Annotated in this window: 16 protein-coding genes; 12 read left to right on the top strand and 4 right to left on the bottom strand. The window is 73.7% G+C overall.

The window, feature by feature from the left end:
* Positions 1-106 precede the first annotated feature (106 nt).
* Genes FDO65_RS12370 through FDO65_RS12360 form a run of 3 tightly spaced genes read left to right on the top strand, consistent with a single transcriptional unit; the run spans position 107 to position 5,322 of the window.
* The gene (locus tag FDO65_RS12370) at positions 107-2,146 is read left to right on the top strand and encodes a VWA domain-containing protein (RefSeq protein ID WP_137450629.1); all 2,040 of its coding nucleotides are present in this window, start codon (positions 107-109) and stop codon (positions 2,144-2,146) included.
* Positions 2,146-2,760 (top strand): cob(I)yrinic acid a,c-diamide adenosyltransferase, encoded by a 615-nt coding sequence (gene cobO, locus FDO65_RS12365; protein WP_137450025.1) that lies wholly within the window; start codon positions 2,146-2,148, stop codon positions 2,758-2,760. Before FDO65_RS12370 ends, cobO begins: the two co-directional genes overlap by 1 nt.
* Before the next feature lie 51 nt (positions 2,761-2,811).
* Positions 2,812-5,322 carry a bifunctional hydrogenobyrinic acid a,c-diamide synthase/histidinol phosphate aminotransferase CobBC gene (locus FDO65_RS12360; RefSeq protein ID WP_205850006.1) on the top strand — a complete coding sequence of 837 codons (2,511 nt, stop codon included), beginning with the start codon at positions 2,812-2,814 and terminating at the stop codon, positions 5,320-5,322.
* Here FDO65_RS12360 and FDO65_RS12355 read toward each other — a convergent pair.
* Positions 5,306-6,211 carry an ABC transporter substrate-binding protein gene (locus FDO65_RS12355; RefSeq protein WP_205850005.1) on the bottom strand — a complete coding sequence of 302 codons (906 nt, stop codon included), beginning with the start codon at positions 6,209-6,211 and terminating at the stop codon, positions 5,306-5,308. The genes FDO65_RS12360 and FDO65_RS12355 overlap by 17 nt on opposite strands.
* Here FDO65_RS12355 and FDO65_RS22530 point away from each other — a divergent pair.
* Both FDO65_RS22530 and FDO65_RS12350 read left to right on the top strand, forming a co-directional pair.
* Positions 6,210-6,443, top strand: a complete 234-nt coding sequence (locus tag FDO65_RS22530) for a hypothetical protein (protein WP_205850004.1) — start codon at positions 6,210-6,212, stop codon at positions 6,441-6,443. The two genes, FDO65_RS12355 and FDO65_RS22530, sit on opposite strands and share 2 nt — an antisense overlap.
* Before the next feature lie 118 nt (positions 6,444-6,561).
* Positions 6,562-8,934 (top strand): peptidase M16 family protein, encoded by a 2,373-nt coding sequence (locus tag FDO65_RS12350; RefSeq protein WP_137450023.1) that lies wholly within the window; start codon positions 6,562-6,564, stop codon positions 8,932-8,934.
* Between the two features lie 27 nt (positions 8,935-8,961).
* Here FDO65_RS12350 and FDO65_RS12345 read toward each other — a convergent pair whose 3' ends face one another.
* Both FDO65_RS12345 and FDO65_RS12340 read right to left on the bottom strand, forming a co-directional pair.
* Entirely contained in the window at positions 8,962-9,813 is an 852-nt protein-coding gene (locus FDO65_RS12345) for a hypothetical protein (protein ID WP_137450022.1), read from the bottom strand.
* Complete coding sequence (locus FDO65_RS12340; RefSeq protein WP_166442165.1) at positions 9,806-10,384, bottom strand: histidine phosphatase family protein; 579 nt, start codon at positions 10,382-10,384, stop codon at positions 9,806-9,808. The genes FDO65_RS12345 and FDO65_RS12340 overlap by 8 nt, the downstream gene beginning before the upstream one ends.
* 224 nt (positions 10,385-10,608) lie before the next feature.
* On the opposite strand from FDO65_RS12340, the gene FDO65_RS12335 reads away from it, so the two are divergent.
* From FDO65_RS12335 to FDO65_RS12320, 4 genes are read left to right on the top strand one after another with little or no spacing between them, the layout of a single operon-like run.
* Positions 10,609-10,830 carry a CbtB domain-containing protein gene (locus FDO65_RS12335; protein WP_137450020.1) on the top strand — a complete coding sequence of 74 codons (222 nt, stop codon included), beginning with the start codon at positions 10,609-10,611 and terminating at the stop codon, positions 10,828-10,830.
* Between the two features lie 22 nt (positions 10,831-10,852).
* Entirely contained in the window at positions 10,853-11,647 is a 795-nt protein-coding gene (locus FDO65_RS12330; protein WP_137450019.1) for a CbtA family protein, read from the top strand.
* Between the two features lie 32 nt (positions 11,648-11,679).
* Positions 11,680-12,732, top strand: a complete 1,053-nt coding sequence (gene cobT, locus FDO65_RS12325) for a nicotinate-nucleotide--dimethylbenzimidazole phosphoribosyltransferase (protein WP_240757580.1) — start codon at positions 11,680-11,682, stop codon at positions 12,730-12,732.
* Between the two features lie 12 nt (positions 12,733-12,744).
* Entirely contained in the window at positions 12,745-13,518 is a 774-nt protein-coding gene (locus FDO65_RS12320; protein ID WP_240757579.1) for an adenosylcobinamide-GDP ribazoletransferase, read from the top strand.
* Between the two features lie 29 nt (positions 13,519-13,547).
* Here FDO65_RS12320 and cobU read toward each other — a convergent pair whose 3' ends face one another.
* Positions 13,548-14,102: a bifunctional adenosylcobinamide kinase/adenosylcobinamide-phosphate guanylyltransferase gene (gene cobU / locus FDO65_RS12315; protein WP_137450017.1), complete on the bottom strand. Its 555-nt coding sequence runs from the start codon at positions 14,100-14,102 to the stop codon at positions 13,548-13,550.
* 47 nt (positions 14,103-14,149) lie between these two features.
* On the opposite strand from cobU, the gene FDO65_RS12310 reads away from it, so the two are divergent.
* The 3 genes from FDO65_RS12310 (at position 14,150) to FDO65_RS12300 (ending at position 16,975) form a co-directional block, all read left to right on the top strand.
* Entirely contained in the window at positions 14,150-15,163 is a 1,014-nt protein-coding gene (locus FDO65_RS12310; protein ID WP_137450016.1) for a cobalamin biosynthesis protein, read from the top strand.
* The gene (locus FDO65_RS12305) at positions 15,132-16,154 is read left to right on the top strand and encodes an NADPH:quinone reductase (protein ID WP_137450015.1); all 1,023 of its coding nucleotides are present in this window, start codon (positions 15,132-15,134) and stop codon (positions 16,152-16,154) included. Before FDO65_RS12310 ends, FDO65_RS12305 begins: the two co-directional genes overlap by 32 nt.
* 107 nt (positions 16,155-16,261) lie before the next feature.
* Positions 16,262-16,975 (top strand): thermonuclease family protein, encoded by a 714-nt coding sequence (locus FDO65_RS12300; protein ID WP_137450014.1) that lies wholly within the window; start codon positions 16,262-16,264, stop codon positions 16,973-16,975.
* Positions 16,976-17,069: the final 94 nt, after the last annotated feature.

The raw sequence follows: 17,069 nt of genomic DNA, 5'->3' as shown, positions 1-17,069 counted from the left end.
ACCCGTGCCGACTCCGCCCGCCCCCGCCGCCGCGACGACCACCGTCGACGAGCGGGCCGGTCAGGCCCCCGGTTACCCGTTCAGCGCCGTGGTCGGCGCGGACGACATGCGCCTGGCCCTGCTGCTGTGCGCGGTGTCGCCGGCGGTCGGCGGGGTGCTGGTCCGCGGCGAGAAGGGCACGGCCAAGTCCACCACCGTGCGGGCCCTGGCGGCCCTGCTCCCGGGCGTCGCGGTCGTCCGCGGATGCCGGTTCTCCTGCGATCCGTCCGCCCCGGACCCGCACTGCCCCGACCGCGCGCGTCACGCGGACGGCCCGGACGCCAGCACGGTCCGGTCCGCGCGGCTGGTCGAGCTGCCGGTCGGGGCGACCGAGGATCGGGTCATCGGGTCACTGCACCTGGAGAAGGCGCTGACCGCCGGCGTCACTGAGTACGAGCCCGGCCTGCTGGCCGCCGCCCACCGTGGGTTGCTGTACGTCGACGAGGTCAACCTGCTGCACGACCACCTGGTCGACCTGCTGCTCGACGCGGCCGCGATGGGCCGCAGCACCGTGGAACGCGAAGGCGTCTCGATCGCCCACGCCGCATCGTTCGTCCTGGTCGGGACCATGAACCCGGAGGAGGGCGAACTCCGTCCGCAGCTGCTGGACCGGTTCGGTCTGACGGTGGAGATCCGGGCCCCCCGGGAGCCGGTGCAGCGCGCCGAGGTGGTCCGGCGGCGCCTGGCCTTCGACGCCGACCCCGCGGGGTTCAGCGGCCGGTTCGCCGACGCCGAGACCGATCTGGCCGCCGGCATTCTCGCCGCGCGGGAACGACTACCCGCGGTCGTCCTGGACGACTGGGCGCTGACCACCATCGCCACGGTCTGCGCCGGCTTCGAGGTGGACGGCCTGCGGGCGGACATCGTCACCGCCCGGGCCGCCGTCGCGCACGCCGCCTGGGCCGGGCGCACCGGCGTCGGCCGGGAGGACATCCGCGCGGCCGCCCGCCTGGCTCTGCCCCATCGCCGCCGGCGCAACCCGTTCGACGCCCCCGGGCTCGACGAGGACCTGCTCGACCGGCTGCTGGACGACTGCGGCCCCGAACCCGAGCCGGATCCGGACCCCAGCGATGGCGGCGGGCCGGACGGTGCCGGCGATCAGCCGGACGCGTCCTCGCAGTCGTCCGCCGACGACCAGCCGGACTCCGGGTCCCGGCCGTCACAGCACCCCGGGGCCGGCGAGGGCCCATCCGATCAGGTCGACTCATCCGGCGATGCGCCGGTCGACCACACCGCCGAGACCACCGCTGCGGCAACGGCTTCTGCTCCGGCCGGTGCGGACCCGGCGGCCACCGCGGCGCCGGTGGCGGCCGGAACGCCCTACCGGCCAAAGCTCTTCACCGTCGCCGGGTTGGGCGCCGGCGCGGCCGGTCGCCGGTCCCGGGCCCTGACCTCGCTGGGCCGGACGGTCGGGGTCTCCCCCGAACCCACCGGTCCGCTGCACCTGACGGCGACCATCCGGGCCGCTGCTCCCCATCAGCGGTTCCGGGGTCGGCAGGGCGCGGGACTGCTGGTCCGCTCCGCGGACGTCCGCCGCGCGGCCCGGGAGGGGCGCGAGTCCAATCTGATCCTGTTCTGCGTCGACGCCTCCGGGTCGATGGCCGCACGCCGGCGCATGGAACAGGTGAAGACGGCGGTGCTGTCGCTGCTGCTGGACGCCTACCAGCGCCGGGACAAGGTCGGCCTCATCACCTTCCGCGGCGCGGACGCTGATCTGGCCCTGCCGGCGACGACATCGGTGGACGTGGCCGCGCGGCGGCTGGCCGACCTGCCGACCGGCGGCCGCACCCCGTTGGCCGAGGGTCTGGTGCTGGCCGCCGACACCCTGCGACGGGAGGCGATCCGGGATTCCCGGCGCCGCCCGCTCCTGGTGCTGGTGTCCGACGGCCGGGCCACGTCCGGCCCGGACGCGGTGGCCCGCTCACAGCGCGCGGCGACCGGTCTGGCCGGGACGGGCGTCACCGCCCTCGTCATCGACTGCGAGACCGGACGGTTCCGGCTGGGTCTCGCGGCGCGGTTGGCCGGACTCCTGGACGCACAACATGTCCCGCTCGACGAGGTGGCCGCCGAGGCGCTGACCACCGCGGTCCGGGCGCAGGTGGCCTGATGCCGCAGGCACAGCCGACCGCCGTCCCGTCCGACGGGCTCACCACCCGCCAGCGTCGCAACCGACCGCTGCTGATGGTGCATACCGGTGACGGAAAGGGAAAGTCCACTGCCGCCTTCGGTCTCGCGCTGCGGGGCTGGAACCAGGGCTGGTCCGTCGGGGTGTTCCAGTTCGTCAAGTCGGCCAAGTGGCGGATCGGCGAGCAGACCGCCCTGGAGGCCCTCGACGGCCTGCACACGCAGGACGGCACCGGCGGACCCATCGAGTGGCACAAGATGGGCTCGGGGTGGTCGTGGTCGCGTCGGACCGGTTCCGAGGAGGACCACGCCGCGCAGGCCGCCGAAGGCTGGGCGGAGATCAAGCGGCGGCTGAACGAGCAGCGCCACCGGCTCTATGTGCTCGACGAGTTCACCTATCCGATCAATTGGGGATGGGTCGACATCGACGACGTGGTGGCCACCTTGCGCGACCGCCCCGGCGATCAGCACGTGGTGGTGACCGGTCGGCGCGCCCATCCGGATCTGCTGGCGGTGGCCGACCTTGTGACCGAGATGACCAAGGTCAAGCACCCGATGGACGCCGGCCAGAAGGGCCAGCGGGGCATCGAATGGTAGCCGCGGGGTGACCGTCACGAACGCGGCGAGCGCGACCGAAGGGGGCGCGCGATGCTGACCCTCCCCCGGGTGGTGATCGCGGCCCCGTCCTCGGGCTCCGGGAAGACCACGGTGGCCACCGGTCTGATGGCCGCCCTGCGCCGCCGGGGCCTGGAGGTCAGCGGCCACAAGGTCGGTCCCGACTACATCGACCCCGGCTACCACGCGCTGGCGACGGGTCGTCCGGGGCGCAACCTCGACGCGCACCTGGTCGGGGTGGACCGGCTCCCCGGGCTACTCGCGCACGGCGCCCTGGTCCCGCGTCCGGCGGACGTCGCCGTCATCGAGGGCGTGATGGGCCTCTACGACGGGGCTCTGGGCCAGCAGGGTTTCGCCTCCACCGCCCACGTCGCGGCGGTGGTCGCGGCCCCGGTCCTGCTGGTCGTCGACGCCTCGGGCGCGGCCCGCACCCATGCGGCCGTCGTGCACGGTCTCGCCTCGTTCGACCGGTCGGTGCGGATCGGCGGGGTGATCCTCAACCGGGTGGGCTCGGAGCGCCACGGGCGGGAGATCACCGACGCCCTGGAGGACACCGGCCTGCCGGTCCTGGGGAGTCTGCCCCGGGACCCCGACATCGCCGCCCCGTCACGGCATCTGGGTCTGGTCCCGGTGGCCGAGCGGCCCGAGGCCGTCGCGGCGCTGGACCGACTGGCCGACCACATCGCGGCCACGGTCGACCTGGACGGAGTGCTCGCACTGGCCCGCACCGCGCCGCCATTGCTGGACGGAGCCTGGGACGCGGCGGCGGAGATCGGTTACCGCAGCCCGCAGCGCCGGGTGGTCGCGGTAGCGGGGGGACGGGCGTTCACCTTCCGCTACGCGGAGACCGACGAGCTGCTCCGGGCGGCCGGACTGGATCCGGTGGTCTTCGACCCGCTGGCCGACCACCGGTTGCCGGAGGGCACGGCCGGGCTGTATCTCGGCGGCGGGTTTCCCGAGGTGCACGCGGGCGAGCTGGCGGCCAACGACGACCTGCGCCGGGACATCCGCGCCCACCTCGCGGCGGGCCTGCCCACGGTCGCGGAATGCGCTGGTCTGCTGTACCTCTCGCGCACCCTCGACGGGTTGCCCGGGCTCGGTGTGGTCGCCGCCGACGCGGCCATGACCCCGCGGCTGACCCTGGGCTACCGGAGCGCGGTCGCGCCGGTGGACTCGGTCTACGGGCCGGCGGGCACCCGGGTGACCGGCCACGAGTTCCACCGGACGGCGACCGATCCGGGCTGGTCGGATCCGCCGGCCTGGCTGGTCGGGGGAAGGCCGGAGGGTTTCGTGCTCGATCCGTCCGGCACTGGCCGCCCCACGGTGCACGCGTCGTATCTGCACGTGCACTGGGCCGGCCATCCCGAAGTGGCCGCCGGTTTCGCCCGGGCGGTCGCCGGCTGGCAGCCGGCGGAGGGCGCACTTCTCACCCCGGTCGCCGACAGCGCCGCCCCGGTGGCCGAGGCGGTCGTGGCGTCGTCCGAATCCGAACCCGACCTGCACCATCACGGCGACCGCGACATCGCCGATGGGTTGGTCGATCTCGCGGTCAACGTGCGCCTCCCCCGCCCGCCGGACTGGTTGGCTGACGAGATCCGCCGCGCGGTGGACGATCTGGCCCGTTACCCGGACGCCACTCCCGCCCGCGCGGCGCTGGCCGCGCGGCACGCCCGCGACGAGGCCGAGGTACTGCCCACCGCGGGGGGCGCCGAGGCGTTCACCCTGCTGGCCCGGGCCGTGCGGCCGCGGCGTGCCGTCGTCGTCCATCCGCAGTTCACCGAGCCGGAGGCGGCCCTGCGCGCCGCCGGCCATTCCGTCGACCGTCTGCTGTTGCGGGCCGAGGACGACTTCGCTCTGGATCCTGCGCAGGTCCCGGCGGACGCCGACCTGGTGATGCTCGGCAATCCGACGAACCCGACCGGCCGACTGCACCCGGCCGCGACGATCCGCGCGCTGCTCCGCCCAGGACGGCTCGTGGTCGTCGACGAGGCCTTCATGGACGCGGTCCCGGCCGAGCAGCAGCTGCGCGAGAGCCTCGTCGGCGAGGGGATTCCCGGACTGTTGATCCTCCGGTCGATGACCAAGACGTGGGGTCTGGCCGGTCTGCGGGCCGGGTACGCCGTGGGCGAGACGCACGTGATCGCCGAACTGGCGGCGCAGCAACCGCCGTGGTCGATGTCGTCGCTGGCCGTCGCGGCGACCGTGGCCTGCTGTTCGGAGCGGGCCGACGAAGAGGCGGCCACGGCCGCGGAGACCTTCGTCCAATGGCGGCGACCACTCATCGAGGGCCTCACCGACCTGGGCCTGGCCCCGGTACCGGGGTCGGTCGCCCCGTTCGTCCTTGTCGACACCGCGACCGCCGTCCCCCCGGACGGCGCCCCGGGCGCCCTCCGGCTCGCGCTGCGGGAGCGCGGTTTCGCCGTCCGGCGGGGGGACACGTTTCCCGGCCTCGGGCCGGGGTGGATCCGCCTGGCGGTGCGGCCACCGGACGTCACCGCGGCGTTGCTGGTCGCGCTGCAGGACGTCCTCAGGACGTGGCGCTGATCATCTCCCGCAGCACGGTGGCGGCCGCGGTGGGACCGGCGTTGAGGTACCACATGTCGTCGTCGACCGGGACGACATGGTCGGCGGCGACCGCGGTCAGCGTCTTCCACGTCGGGTTCTCCACGACGCTCTGGTCCTCGGAGCCGGACTGCACCCCGTAGAAGATCCAGTCGGCGTCGGCCCGGTCGAGCTGCTCGGCGCTGATGTCCTCCGAGGTCTTCTCGAACTGCTGGCTGTCCGGGCGGGGGAAGCCGGCGTCCTGCGCGATGCTGCCGGGGAACGAGGCCACCCCGAAGATGCGGGTCCGGTCGGACGTGGTGCGGACCAGCGACACCGACGGCACCTGACCCGCGGCGTGGGCCGCCGCGGTGGCGTGGAAGGCGTCCAGGATGCCCTGCGCCTGCTGCGTGCGGCCGAGAGCATCGGCCAGTAACAGGAAGTCCTGCTTCCAGTTGACCCCGGTGCCCTCGGTGAGCACCGTCGGCGCGATGGCGGCCAGCTGGTCGGCGTAGTCGGCGGCGCCGGCCTTGTTGACCAGGATGAGGTCCGGCTTGACCGCCGCGACAGCCTCCAGGTTGGGTTCCTGCCGGGTGCCCAGGTCGGCCAGCTGGCCGAGCTGATCGGCGCGGTCCGGGAACGCCGCCGTCAGATAGGCGGGGACGAGTCCGGCGCCGGTGCCGCGGGTACTGCCCACCGGCACGACCCCCAGCGTGAGCAGCCCGTCGAGCTGCCCGGTGCTGATGACCACGACCCGCTGCGGTGCGGCCGGAATGGTCGTGGCGCCCCCGAAATGCGTGACGGTGCGGGGGAACACGCCGTCGGCCTGACCGGATCCCATCCCACTGGGGACGGTTCGGGGAGCGGCGAAGGAGGTCTGTGCGTCAGCCATGGACGAGACGGCCGCCGTCGACGGAGCGGCAGCCGTCGACGATGACGCCGCAGCGGACGTCGAGGCGGCCGACGCGGCCGACGTGGCCGACGTGGCCGGCGTGGCCGGCGTGGCCGGCGACGACACCGGAGCCGACGAACAACCGACGAGCAGCGCGGTGAATCCGATGGCGACCGCCGTCCCGGACAGTCGGTACAAAGGGGGACGCGAGGCCATGCCGAGGGGCTCCTGACGGTAGTAGGGAAGGCTCACCTTAGCTGGAGATCCGGATGGTCCGCCTGCCGTCCCCGTAAGGTCACAGCTGGGGAGTCGATCGGTATGCCGCCGATCGGGAGGGCGGGGAGCTGATCATGGCGGGGAACGAAGCACACTCGGAGCGGCTGGACGCGCTGCTCTCCGAACGGCTGGGACCGGCCGCCCGGGTCATCCCCCGGCGGGACCGGGACCTCGCGGTGGGCATGCTGGCGGAGGACGAACAGATCCGGTCGGTCGCGATGGGGCGCATCCGGGAGCGATCCCTGGTCACCGGTCAGCTGTTCGTCGCCACCGACGCCCGCCTGATCATCGCCGAAGCGCACCGCTGGAAGTCCTCGTGGTCACGCGTGCTCGCTTGGACCGACATCGAACGGCTGGGCCTGCTCGACGGCGATCTGGTCATCGATCTCGGTAACGAGCAGCTCACCGTCAGGACCCTGCTCCCTGTTGCCGCCGCTGACCAGTTCGCCGAGCTGCACACCCGTGCTCAGCCCAGCCCTGGATCGGACGACGCGGTCACTACCGACCGCACCCTGGCATCCGACCGACTTGCCGCCACGCTGCAGGAACGACTATCGGTGTTCCCCGGCTTCTTCAACGACGCCACGGTCCACCGACTCACCCATGAGTTGCTCGACGGCGAGAGTGTCGAGGCCGCTGCGCGCTTCGGCGCCATGAGGACTGGGTCGGTGGTGCTGACCGACCGCCGCGTCGGCCGCGTTCCCGACAGGCTCACCGACGCATCGGCCTGGTTCCTGCGGGACGACGTCACCACCATCAGCCTCGACGACGACGCCGGTCTGCTCCTGCGGACACCCGACGGCGATGTCGAATGGACGGGCCTCATCCCGGCCGAAGACATCCCGACGATCGTCGATCCACTGCTGGCCGACAACCGACGTCGCGCGCGGGTCGAAGCCGCAGCCCCCGATGACGGGACGGCGAGCACCGCCCCACTGGGACTTCCGGACGGGGTGCGTCACAGCGAGATCGACGGCGTGCCGGTCTTCTGGGTTGACCGGCCCGCGTCGGCGCGCCTGTCCGCGCAACTCGTCTTCCGCGTCGGCCAGGCGGACGAACCGTTCCTCGACGGGCAGATCACCCACCTCCTCGTACATGTCGTGATGCGGCGCTTCGCCGACGCCACCTACGAGAACAACGCCGGAGTGGGGCTGGGCGTCACCACGTTCGACGTCCAGAGCCGCCCGGAGACCGTGGTCGGTCACCTTCGTCAGGTGTGCGAGACGATCGGGGCTGCCGCCAGCGGTGGTCTCGACGCCACCACCGTCGAAGCGGAGCGGGCCGTCCTGCGAGCCGAGGCGGCACAGGGGGCGGGGATGGGGCTGGCCGTGACGCTGCCGGCCGCAGCGTGGTTCGGCCGCAGCGGTATCGGACTGGCCGGGGAATCGACCCTGGGCCTGTCCCGAGCAGAAGCATCCGAGCTGACCGAATGGTGCCGTCGCTGGTTCGTCCGCGGCAACGCCGCGCTCGTCCTCGACGGGCCGCCCCCGGCGGGGCTGTCCCTGCCGCTGCCCGACGGCAGCCGTCCCCCCAGGCCCACAGCGAACCCACGGGCGCTCGACACCCCCGCGTGGATAGCGGGCCCGCCGGGTTTCCAGGTCAGTTTCCGGGCGCGGCGCAGTCTCGAGGTCGAGGTCCTCGTCGAGGCCCTCCAGGTGCGGTGGACCCGACTGCTGCGACACGACGGCGGGCTGGTCTACGACATCGCCGCGATCGTCATCGGTCTGGCCGGGTCGGAGGTCATCGTCTCGATCGCCGCCGACGCGGCGCCGGACTGCAGCGATCGCATCGCCTCTGCGCTCGGCGTCGACCTGGCCGTCCTGCAGTCGTCCGGATTCACCGACGAGGAGATCGCCGCAGCGAAGGACCGGCTGTCCGAACGGGCCGAGGATCCTGACTGGCCGGCGCATCTGGCGTTCGATCACGCCCTGCAGCACCTGGGCGGACCGGCCGCCACCCCGATCGTCGATCCACAGTCGCCCCAGGGCGTTGCGCGGTCAGAGGTCGATGCCGCCTGGCGGACCGCACTTTCCAGTCTGATCGTCGCGGTCGCCGACGACCTTCCCGACTTCACCGCGTTCATCAGCGATCCCACTCCGCCGGTGGACGGTCGCCGATGGACGCCGGCCCGACGCGGGTCATTCGTCATCGACGGGTCAGCGATGATCAGTGGACCCGACGCAGTGTCCCTGCGCTGGGGGCCGGCCGAGGACGGCGACTGGCGCACCGTTCGTTTCGACGAGGTCGTCGCCCTGGGGATCGATCGGCTGGCCCCCCAGGACGCGGTGCTGGTGCTCTACGCCTCGTCCGGGACGCTGATCGGTGTACGAGCGCGGGACTGGCGGGACGGTGAGCACCTGGTCCGCGAGATCCTGCTGGCCGTCCCGCCCCACCTGCACGTCCACCTGCCCGACGACATGCGGCCCTTCGACCTCGAAGAGAACTGATCGTCCGGGTGGGCCGGTCGTATCACGTCAACCGCGGGACGGCGGGCCGAACGCCGGAACGGGGTCGGGACCTCCGCCCAGCCACCAGGTGTCGTCGGCGGGACGGCGGACCAGGAAGGGGCCACGACCGTTCGGTCGGGACGTCCAGACCTGAAGACGGTCACCGACCTCCGGTAAGCGACCGTCGTCGCGACCGTCCACGGCGAACGATCCACCTGGCGCGCCCGACTGCTCTGGACGGTAGCCCAAGGAGTACTGCCGGGGCCCGAACTGCAGCTTCCACTTGGTCGTGAGCTCTGATCGCCCCGTCGTCACGACGGGGACGGCGCGCGGAGGGTCCAACTTCCCGCGCCGCATCAGAGACCTCGCCGCCGACATCCAGAACGCCACCGCGCCGGCGACGAAGAGAACGACCATCGCGATGACGGTCAACAGCAGGACCCACGACCCCTGGTCGGTCTCGAAGGACACCTGTCCCTCCCTCGTGATGGCGATCGGCAGAACCTCCCCCACCGCCGGGGGGTCGTCTCTGCGCACGAGGCGTTCGACCCTGGTCTTCGTCTCACCCGCCGGGTCGATCCATCGCAAACCCACTTCCCAGGCGGTGTTGCGGTGGCGTCGGGGCTGATCGTCGTGGAGACGCACACTCGTCACCGTGGCCGAGGCCGCGGTGGTCATCCCCAGGGGCTGCTCGTACACGCGAGGAGCGGCCAGCGCGACGACCAGCGGCAGGAAGATCGCCATGACCGCCAGAACTGCGGCACCCCACCGGCGACCGGTGGCCCATCGCGCGATCTGTCGGCGCAGCGACGCATCGATCTCGACAGCGGTGCCACCAGAAGTTCCGGGGGAATCCGAGGGCGGGTCCGCCTCACTCATCCGCGGTGCCGCCGTCCGACAGGCTGCGACCGGCCCGCAGCCGCCACCGCCCCGGCGTCCCGCGGACCTGGAAGACGTCCAGCGGTGCCACGTCGATGCCGTGCCCGTCGACGGCCGGCCAGCCGACGAGGGCCAGGATCATCGACCGCACCACCATCGGCGCGACCACCAGCGCCACCCGGCCGTGGGGCCAACCCGCCCCACCCGCGTCGCCGGCCCAGCCGCCGGCCCGCAGGACGAGATGGGCGAACGACTCACCGCCCGGGGCCCGGAAGACCGGATCACGCAGCCAGGTCACGAACGCCTCGGGCTCGGACTCCAGGAGGTCGGCCGATGTCCGGCCGATCCACCGGCCGGCGTCGATGTCGCGCAACGGCTCCGCCGGAACGGCCGACCAGCCCAGCGCCGCCGCCGTCTGGACGCAGCGCAGTTCGGGCCCGCACCAGGCGGCCGCCAGCCGGGTCGGGAGGGCCGCGGGCGCCGCGAGGAGTGGCTCGTCGGGCCGGGGCAGAGCGGACTGGCGGGTGGATGCCGTCGCCCCCGCCGCGACCAGCGTCACCGTCGTCGCCATCCGTGACCCCCGCACGCGCTCGCCACCCGGCCGGCCGCGTTGACCGGCGTGATCACGGCAGGCTACGTTCCGTCGGTCCAACAGCGACATCGGGAAGCCGGTGAGATACCGGCGCGGTCGCGCCACTGTGTGTTCGTTCGGGAGATCCCGCACGGACGAGTCAGACCCCGATTCGCGGTAGAGCTCCACTGTTGGGGGCGCACCATCCCCCGAGGAGGTTCCTGATGTCGACCGCTGCCTACGGCACGCCTGCCGTTCCCACCGTCAGCCTGCCCACCGTGCCGCTGCGCCAGGCCCTGCCCTGGCTGCTGTTCGCCGGCCTGGTGCTGCTCATCGCCGTGTACTTCGTCTCGTCGGAACAAGGTGCCGTGGCCGTCTTCTCGGGCACCGACGTGCACGAGTGGGTCCACGACGCCCGCCACCTGCTCGGTTTCCCCTGCCACTGACCTGGCCGGGGCCGACACACAGATGAATACCGCAACCTTCCTGCTCCGCGGCCTGCTCGCGGGGCTCATCGCCGGTGTGCTGACCTTCGGGGTCGCCTACGTCGTGGGTGAGGGTCCGGTCGACGCCGCCATCGCCCTCGAGGAGGGCGGCGCGAGCACCACCGACCACCACGCCGCCGCCCCGGCCGAGAACACGGACGGGCACGACCACTCCCACGGCGACGAGGCCGGCATCTCCCGGGCGACCCAGTCGACCTGGGGCCTGGCCACCGGGACCGTCGTCTTCGGCGCCGCCCTCGGCGGGATCCTCGGCCTGGTCAGCGCGGTCGCCCTCGGCCGGCTCGGTCGCCTCGGCGTGCAGGCCACCGTCCTGTCCCTCGGCGCGATCGGCTTCGTCGCGGCGTATCTGGTGCCGTTCGCCAAGTACCCGCCGAACCCGCCGGCCGTCGGTCAGGCCGGCACCATCGGCAGCCGCACCGCCGAATACTTCGCCCTGCTGGCCATCTCGATCGCCGCTGCGGTCGCCGCCGTCGTCGTTGCGCGTCGGCTCGCCGCGCGATTCGGCGGGTTCACCGCCGGTCTGATCGGTGCCGCCGGCTTCGCCGTCGTCGTCGGGGCCGTCGCCCTGCTGCTGCCCGGCTACAACGAGGTGCCGAACGACTTCCCGGCCACCGTGCTCTGGCAGTTCCGCACCGCCTCGCTGGTCGTCCAGGCCGTTCTGTGGGGCTCGGTATCGCTCGTCCTCGGCGCGTTGCTCGCCCCGGTCGTCCGGCGCGCACTCGCCGGCCGTACCGCGACCCCCGTTCCGGCGGCATGACCGCCGGCCCCTCGCCAGACCCGACGCGCCCGGTGGCCCACCCACCGGGCGCGTTCGTGTCCGGGCCGATCGACCCGCCGTCGGCCGACGCCCGGCAGCAGGCCACCGAACGCCTGGCCGCCCTGGCCATCCCGACCGGTGCGTGGGGTCGGCTGGGGGACCTGGCCGTCTGGTGGTCGGCCTGCCAGGGCCAGTGCCCGCCCACTCCCCCGGCCGACGTCCGGGCCGTCCTCTTCGCCGGTGACCACGGTGTCGCCAGCGCCGGCGTCTCCGCCTACCCCAGCGCGGTGACCCCGGCCATGCTGAGCACGATCCAGACCGGCGGAGCCGGCATCTCGGTGCTCGCCCGGCAGCACGAGGTACGGCTGCGAGTCCTCGACATCGCCGTCGCCGCCGACGTTCCGGGCCTGCCCGCCGACGTCACCGCCCACAAGATCCGACGCGGCAGCGGATCCATCGATCGGGAGGACGCCTGCCCGGCCGACGAGATCGACCGGGCACTCGCCGTCGGCGCCCAGGTCGCCAAGGAAGCGATGGACGGCGGGGCCGAACTCCTGGTGGTCGGTGATCTCGGGATCGGCAACACCACCCCGGCGGCCGTCCTCATCGGCGCCCTCCTGCACTTGGACGCGAACACCGTGACCGGGCGGGGCACCGGCGTGGACGACGACGGGCTGTCCCGTAAGCGCGCCGTGGTGGCCGCCGCCCTCGACCGGGCGGCCACGCGGACCACCGACCCCCGGGACCTGCTGGCCGCTGCCGGAAGTGCCGACATCGCCGCGGCTGTCGGGTTCCTCGTCACCGCGGCCCACCGAGGGGTGCCGGTCCTGCTGGACGGCCTCATCGCGGTGGCCGAGGCACTGGTCGCCGAACGACTGGCTCCTGGCGCTGCCGCCTGGTTCGCCGCGGGGCACCGGTCGACGGAACCGGCCCAGTCGGCCGCCCTGGACGCGCTGGGCCTGCCGCCTCTGCTCGATCTCGGCATGCGGCTGGGCGAGGGGACCGGCGCGGTGGCCGCCGTGCCTCTGGTGCGGTCGGCGGCCCTGGTCCTCGGCGAGATGGCCCTGCTGGCCGATGTGCTCTGAGGCGCCGGCGCGGTGACCGAACGCCGCTCGCTGACTGACGGTCTGCTCCTCGCGGTCGGCACGCTGACCGCCGTGCGGGTGCCGGCGCCGAGTCGGGTCGACCGGCCGGTGGCCCGGGTGGCGATGATCGCCGCTCCGCTCGCGGTGCTGCCGTTGGCCGCGCTGGCCGCGGCGATCGGCGCGCTGAGCGCCGCGCTGCCCGCGGGGGTGGTCGCTGCCCTGCTGGTCGGGGGCCTCGCGCTCGCCACCCGCGGTCTGCACCTGGACGGTCTGGCCGACACGGCCGACGGTCTGGCCGCGTCCTACGACCGCGACCGGGCACTGACGATCATGCGCAAGGGCGACACCGGCCCGGCCGGGATGGCTGCGACCGTGCTCGTCCTCGCCGTCCAGATCACCGCATCCGCCGGGGTCCTCGCGGTCGACGGCGGCTGGTTCCTGGTGGCCGCCGCGGTGTTCTCATCGCGGCTCGCGCTGTGGGCGGCGTGTTCGGCGTGGTTGCCGTCCGCTCGTCCGGCGGGTCTCGGCGCCACGGTCGCCGGCACGGTACCCCGGGCGCTGGCCGTGGCCGCCCCCGTCCTCGGCGGTGCGCTCCTGACCGGGGCGGCCCTGCTGACCGGTCGTCCGTGGTGGCTCGGCCCACTCGCCGCCGGGGTGGCCGGGCTGGCCCTGGCGGCCCTGTTGGTGCGGTGCCGGACGCGCCTGGGCGGGGTGACCGGCGACGTGCTCGGGGCCGCGGTGGAGACCACCTTCGCCGGGCTGCTGGTCGGCTTGGCGATCACGTGACCTCCATCGACAGACGGTGCGGCCGCGGTTCACAGCCGCAGGACGCGACCCGCCACCACCAGCACGACATCCCCGCTGACGGTGGCGATCTGCTGGTTGACCGTTCCCAGCAGGTCGCGGAACAGCCGTCCCGAGGCATGGGCGGGGACCACGCCCCAACCGACCTCGTTGGTCACGGCGACCACCGGCCCGGGGGCCGTCACCCAGGCCACCACGAGGGCCCGCAGCCGGTCGTCGAAGTCGGCCCGCCAGGGGCCGCGCGGGTCGTCCCAGCCGCGCAGTTCGTCGACGACGGCGGTCACCCAGGTCCCCAGGCAGTCGACCAGTACGGCGCCGGGCGCCTGCTCGACCGCGGCGGTGACGTCAGAGGTCTCCACGGTCGTCCAGTGGGCCGGCCGGCGCTCCCGGTGACCGGCGATCCGATCCGCCCACTCTGGGTCGGTGGCCGGGTCCGGCACCGGCCCGGGCGCCACGTAGGTGACGGCGGCCTCGGCCGCGAGCAGGCTCTCGGCGTAGCGGGACTTGCCGGAGCGGACACCTCCGGTGACCAGGGTGGCGCGGGCGAGGGACGACGAGCGGGCCATGCCCGCATCCTGCCGGAACGACCACCGGCACCCGGCAGCCGCACACCATGTCGAGGGAGCCGCACGTGCCCGTGCCCGTGAGGCCGGTCGCTGCCGGTCTGCTGCTCGGCCATGCCGCCGACCTGTGCTTCGGTGATCCCCGGCGCGGCCACCCGGTCGCCGGTTTCGGTCAGGCCGCGGCGGCACTCGAGCGGCTGTCCTACCGCGACGACCGCGCGTCCGGCGCCCTGCACGTGCTCGTTCTCGTCGGGGTGGTCACGGCCGCGGGCCGACTGGTGGAAAGGGCGGTCCGGGACCACCCGGTGGCCCGGACCGCCGTGGTCGCCCTGGCCACCTGGACGGTGCTGGGCGGTCGTTCCCTGAGCCGGGAGGCCGACGCCGTCGCCGCCCATCTCGAGCGGGACGACCTGCCTGCCGCCCGCGAGCGGGTGACGCACCTGGTCGGGCGGGACCCCCGTCAGCTCGACGCTGCCCAGATCGCCCGGGCCACCGTGGAATCCGTGGCCGAGAACACGTCCGACGCCGTGGTGGCCCCGCTGTTATGGGGCGCCGTCGCCGGCGTGCCGGGCCTGCTCGGCTACCGGGCCGTCAACACCCTGGACGCGATGATCGGCCACCGTTCCCCGCGTTACTCCCGGTTCGGATGGGCCGCCGCCCGGCTCGACGACGTCGTCAACGTCGTCCCCGCCCGGCTCGCCGCAGCGCTCACCGCCGCCGCGGCGCCGGTCGTGCGGGGACGGCCGACGCGGGCGCTGCGGGCGGTCCGCCGCGACGCCCACCGGCACCCGTCGCCGAACGCCGGCCCGGTCGAGGCGGCGTTCGCCGGGGCGCTGGGCGTCCAGCTCGGCGGCGTCAACGTCTACCACGGGGTCGTCGAGGACCGCGGGACCCTGGGCGACGGTCCGGCGCCCACGGTCGACGACATCGGGCGGGCGCGTCGGCTGGCTCGCTGGGTGGGCATCGCCAGCGCGGCCGCCGCGGCCGGGCTTGCGGGTGTGAGACCGCCGGGCGGCGGTTACCTTTCGGGACATGCGCGCCGTCGAGTACTCCCGCCCCGGTGACCCAGGTGTCCTGACCCTCGTCGATCGGCCCGACCCGGAACCCGGCCCCGGCGAGGTGCTCGTCCGGGTCCGGCGCTCCGGGGTGAACCCCACCGACTGGAAATCACGACGGTCCGGGCCGGCCGACGACCAGGGACGTATCGACCCGCCCCAGGTACCGGGCCAGGACGGGGCCGGCGAGATCGTCGCGGTCGGGGAGGGCGTCAATCCGACCCGGGTCGGTCATCGGGTGTGGATCTGGGAGGCCGCCTGGCAGCGCAAGGACGGCACCGCCCAGGAACTGTGCCGGGTGCCGGTGGCCCAGGCGGTCGGCCTGCCCGAAGACGTCTCCTTCGATGCGGGTGCCGCGCTGGGGATCCCGTTCCTGACCGCGCATCGCTGCCTCACGGTCACCGAGGGCGGCCCCGACGAACTGGGGCCCGGCGCCCTGGCCGGGCGGACGGTACTGGTGTCGGGCGGGGCCGGAGCTGTCGGCAACGCCGCGATCCAGCTGGCCCGGTGGAGCGATGCCACCGTCATCAGCACGGTCAGCAGCCCGGCCAAGGCCCAGCTCGCCGTGGCCGCCGGGGCCGATCACGTCATCAACTACCGGGATCAGGACGCGGCCGCGGAGATCCGCAAGCTCGCTCCCCGGGGTGTCGACACGGTGGTCGAGGTGGCGGCCGCCGTCAACGCCGATCTCGATGTCGCGGTCATCGCCCCGCACGCCACCGTCGCCGTCTACGCCGACGACGGGACTCCGCTGACGGTGCCGGTGCGGCCGTTGATGACGCCGAACGCCCGCTGGCAGTTCGTCCTCGTCTACACCGCGCCGGCCGCGGCGAAGGCGCGGGCCGTGTCGGCGGTGAGCGTCGCGCTGGCCGAGGGCGCGATCCGGGTCGGCGAGGCCGCGGGCCTGCCGCTGCACCACTTCCCGCTCGACCAGGCGGCCGCGGCTCATCAGGCCGTGGAGGATGGCATCGTGGGGAAGGTGCTGATCGACCTCGACTGAAGCCGGGTCTGGTCGCAGCCGAGGGCGACAGTCCCTGTGGGAATGGGGCTGTCGTTCCTGGCAGCTCAGCGGGGAAATGAACGGGGGATGCGGTGAGGCGAGGCTGGATGCTGCCCGTCGGGCTGCTCCTCGCGGGCGCCCTGGTCGGCTGTACCGATGCGGAGACCCCCGCCCCGTCCTCCCCCGCTCCAGGCACTGCGGTGGTCACCCGGGTCGTCGACGGCGACACCTTCGAGGTCACCACCGACGGCGGATCGGAAAAGGTGCGGGTACTGGGCATCGACACCCCGGAGCGGCAGGACTGTGGCTACGCGGCAGCCTCGGACGCGGCTGCCGCCCTGCTGCGGGGAGCCACGGTGGCGCTGACCCCGGACCCCACCCAGGACGACCGCGACCGCTACGGCCGGGTGCTGCGGTACGTCACCCTCCCGGACGGCACCGACCTCGGAAAGCGCGTGATTGGTGACGGGTTCGCGCGCGAGTACACCTTCGATCGGGCCTACGCACGGCAGGGCGAGTACCGGGCCGCGCAGCAGGACGCGGCGGGAGCCGGCCGGGGACTGTGGAATGCGGCGACGTGCGGCGGCGTGGTCGGGGCGACATCGGCGGCCCCGCCCACGACCGTCCCGACGGCGACGCAGACACCGCCGTCGGCCGACTGCGCGATCAAGGGGAACATCAGCGGGAACGGCCGGATCTACCACCTGCCGGAAAGCCGGGACTACGAGCGGACGAGCATCGACGAGGCCCGCGGCGAGCGATGGTTCTGCTCGATCGAAGAGGCCGAGTCGGCCGGTTGGCGGGCGCCGGCCGACGGCTGACCCGAGCGGATCCCACCGTCAGTGATCAATGCTCGCGCATTCGTTCAGCCTCACTCTGCGGCAGCACTCTTAGCAAGCCTTGGTATTCGCACCG

The sequence above is a fragment of the Nakamurella flava genome, from assembly GCF_005298075.1.
In the GTDB taxonomy this organism is placed as follows: Bacteria; Actinomycetota; Actinomycetes; order Mycobacteriales; family Nakamurellaceae; genus Nakamurella; species Nakamurella flava.
The sequence above is the reverse complement of the archived record's forward strand: the minus strand, read 5'-3'. Positions and strand labels throughout refer to the sequence as shown.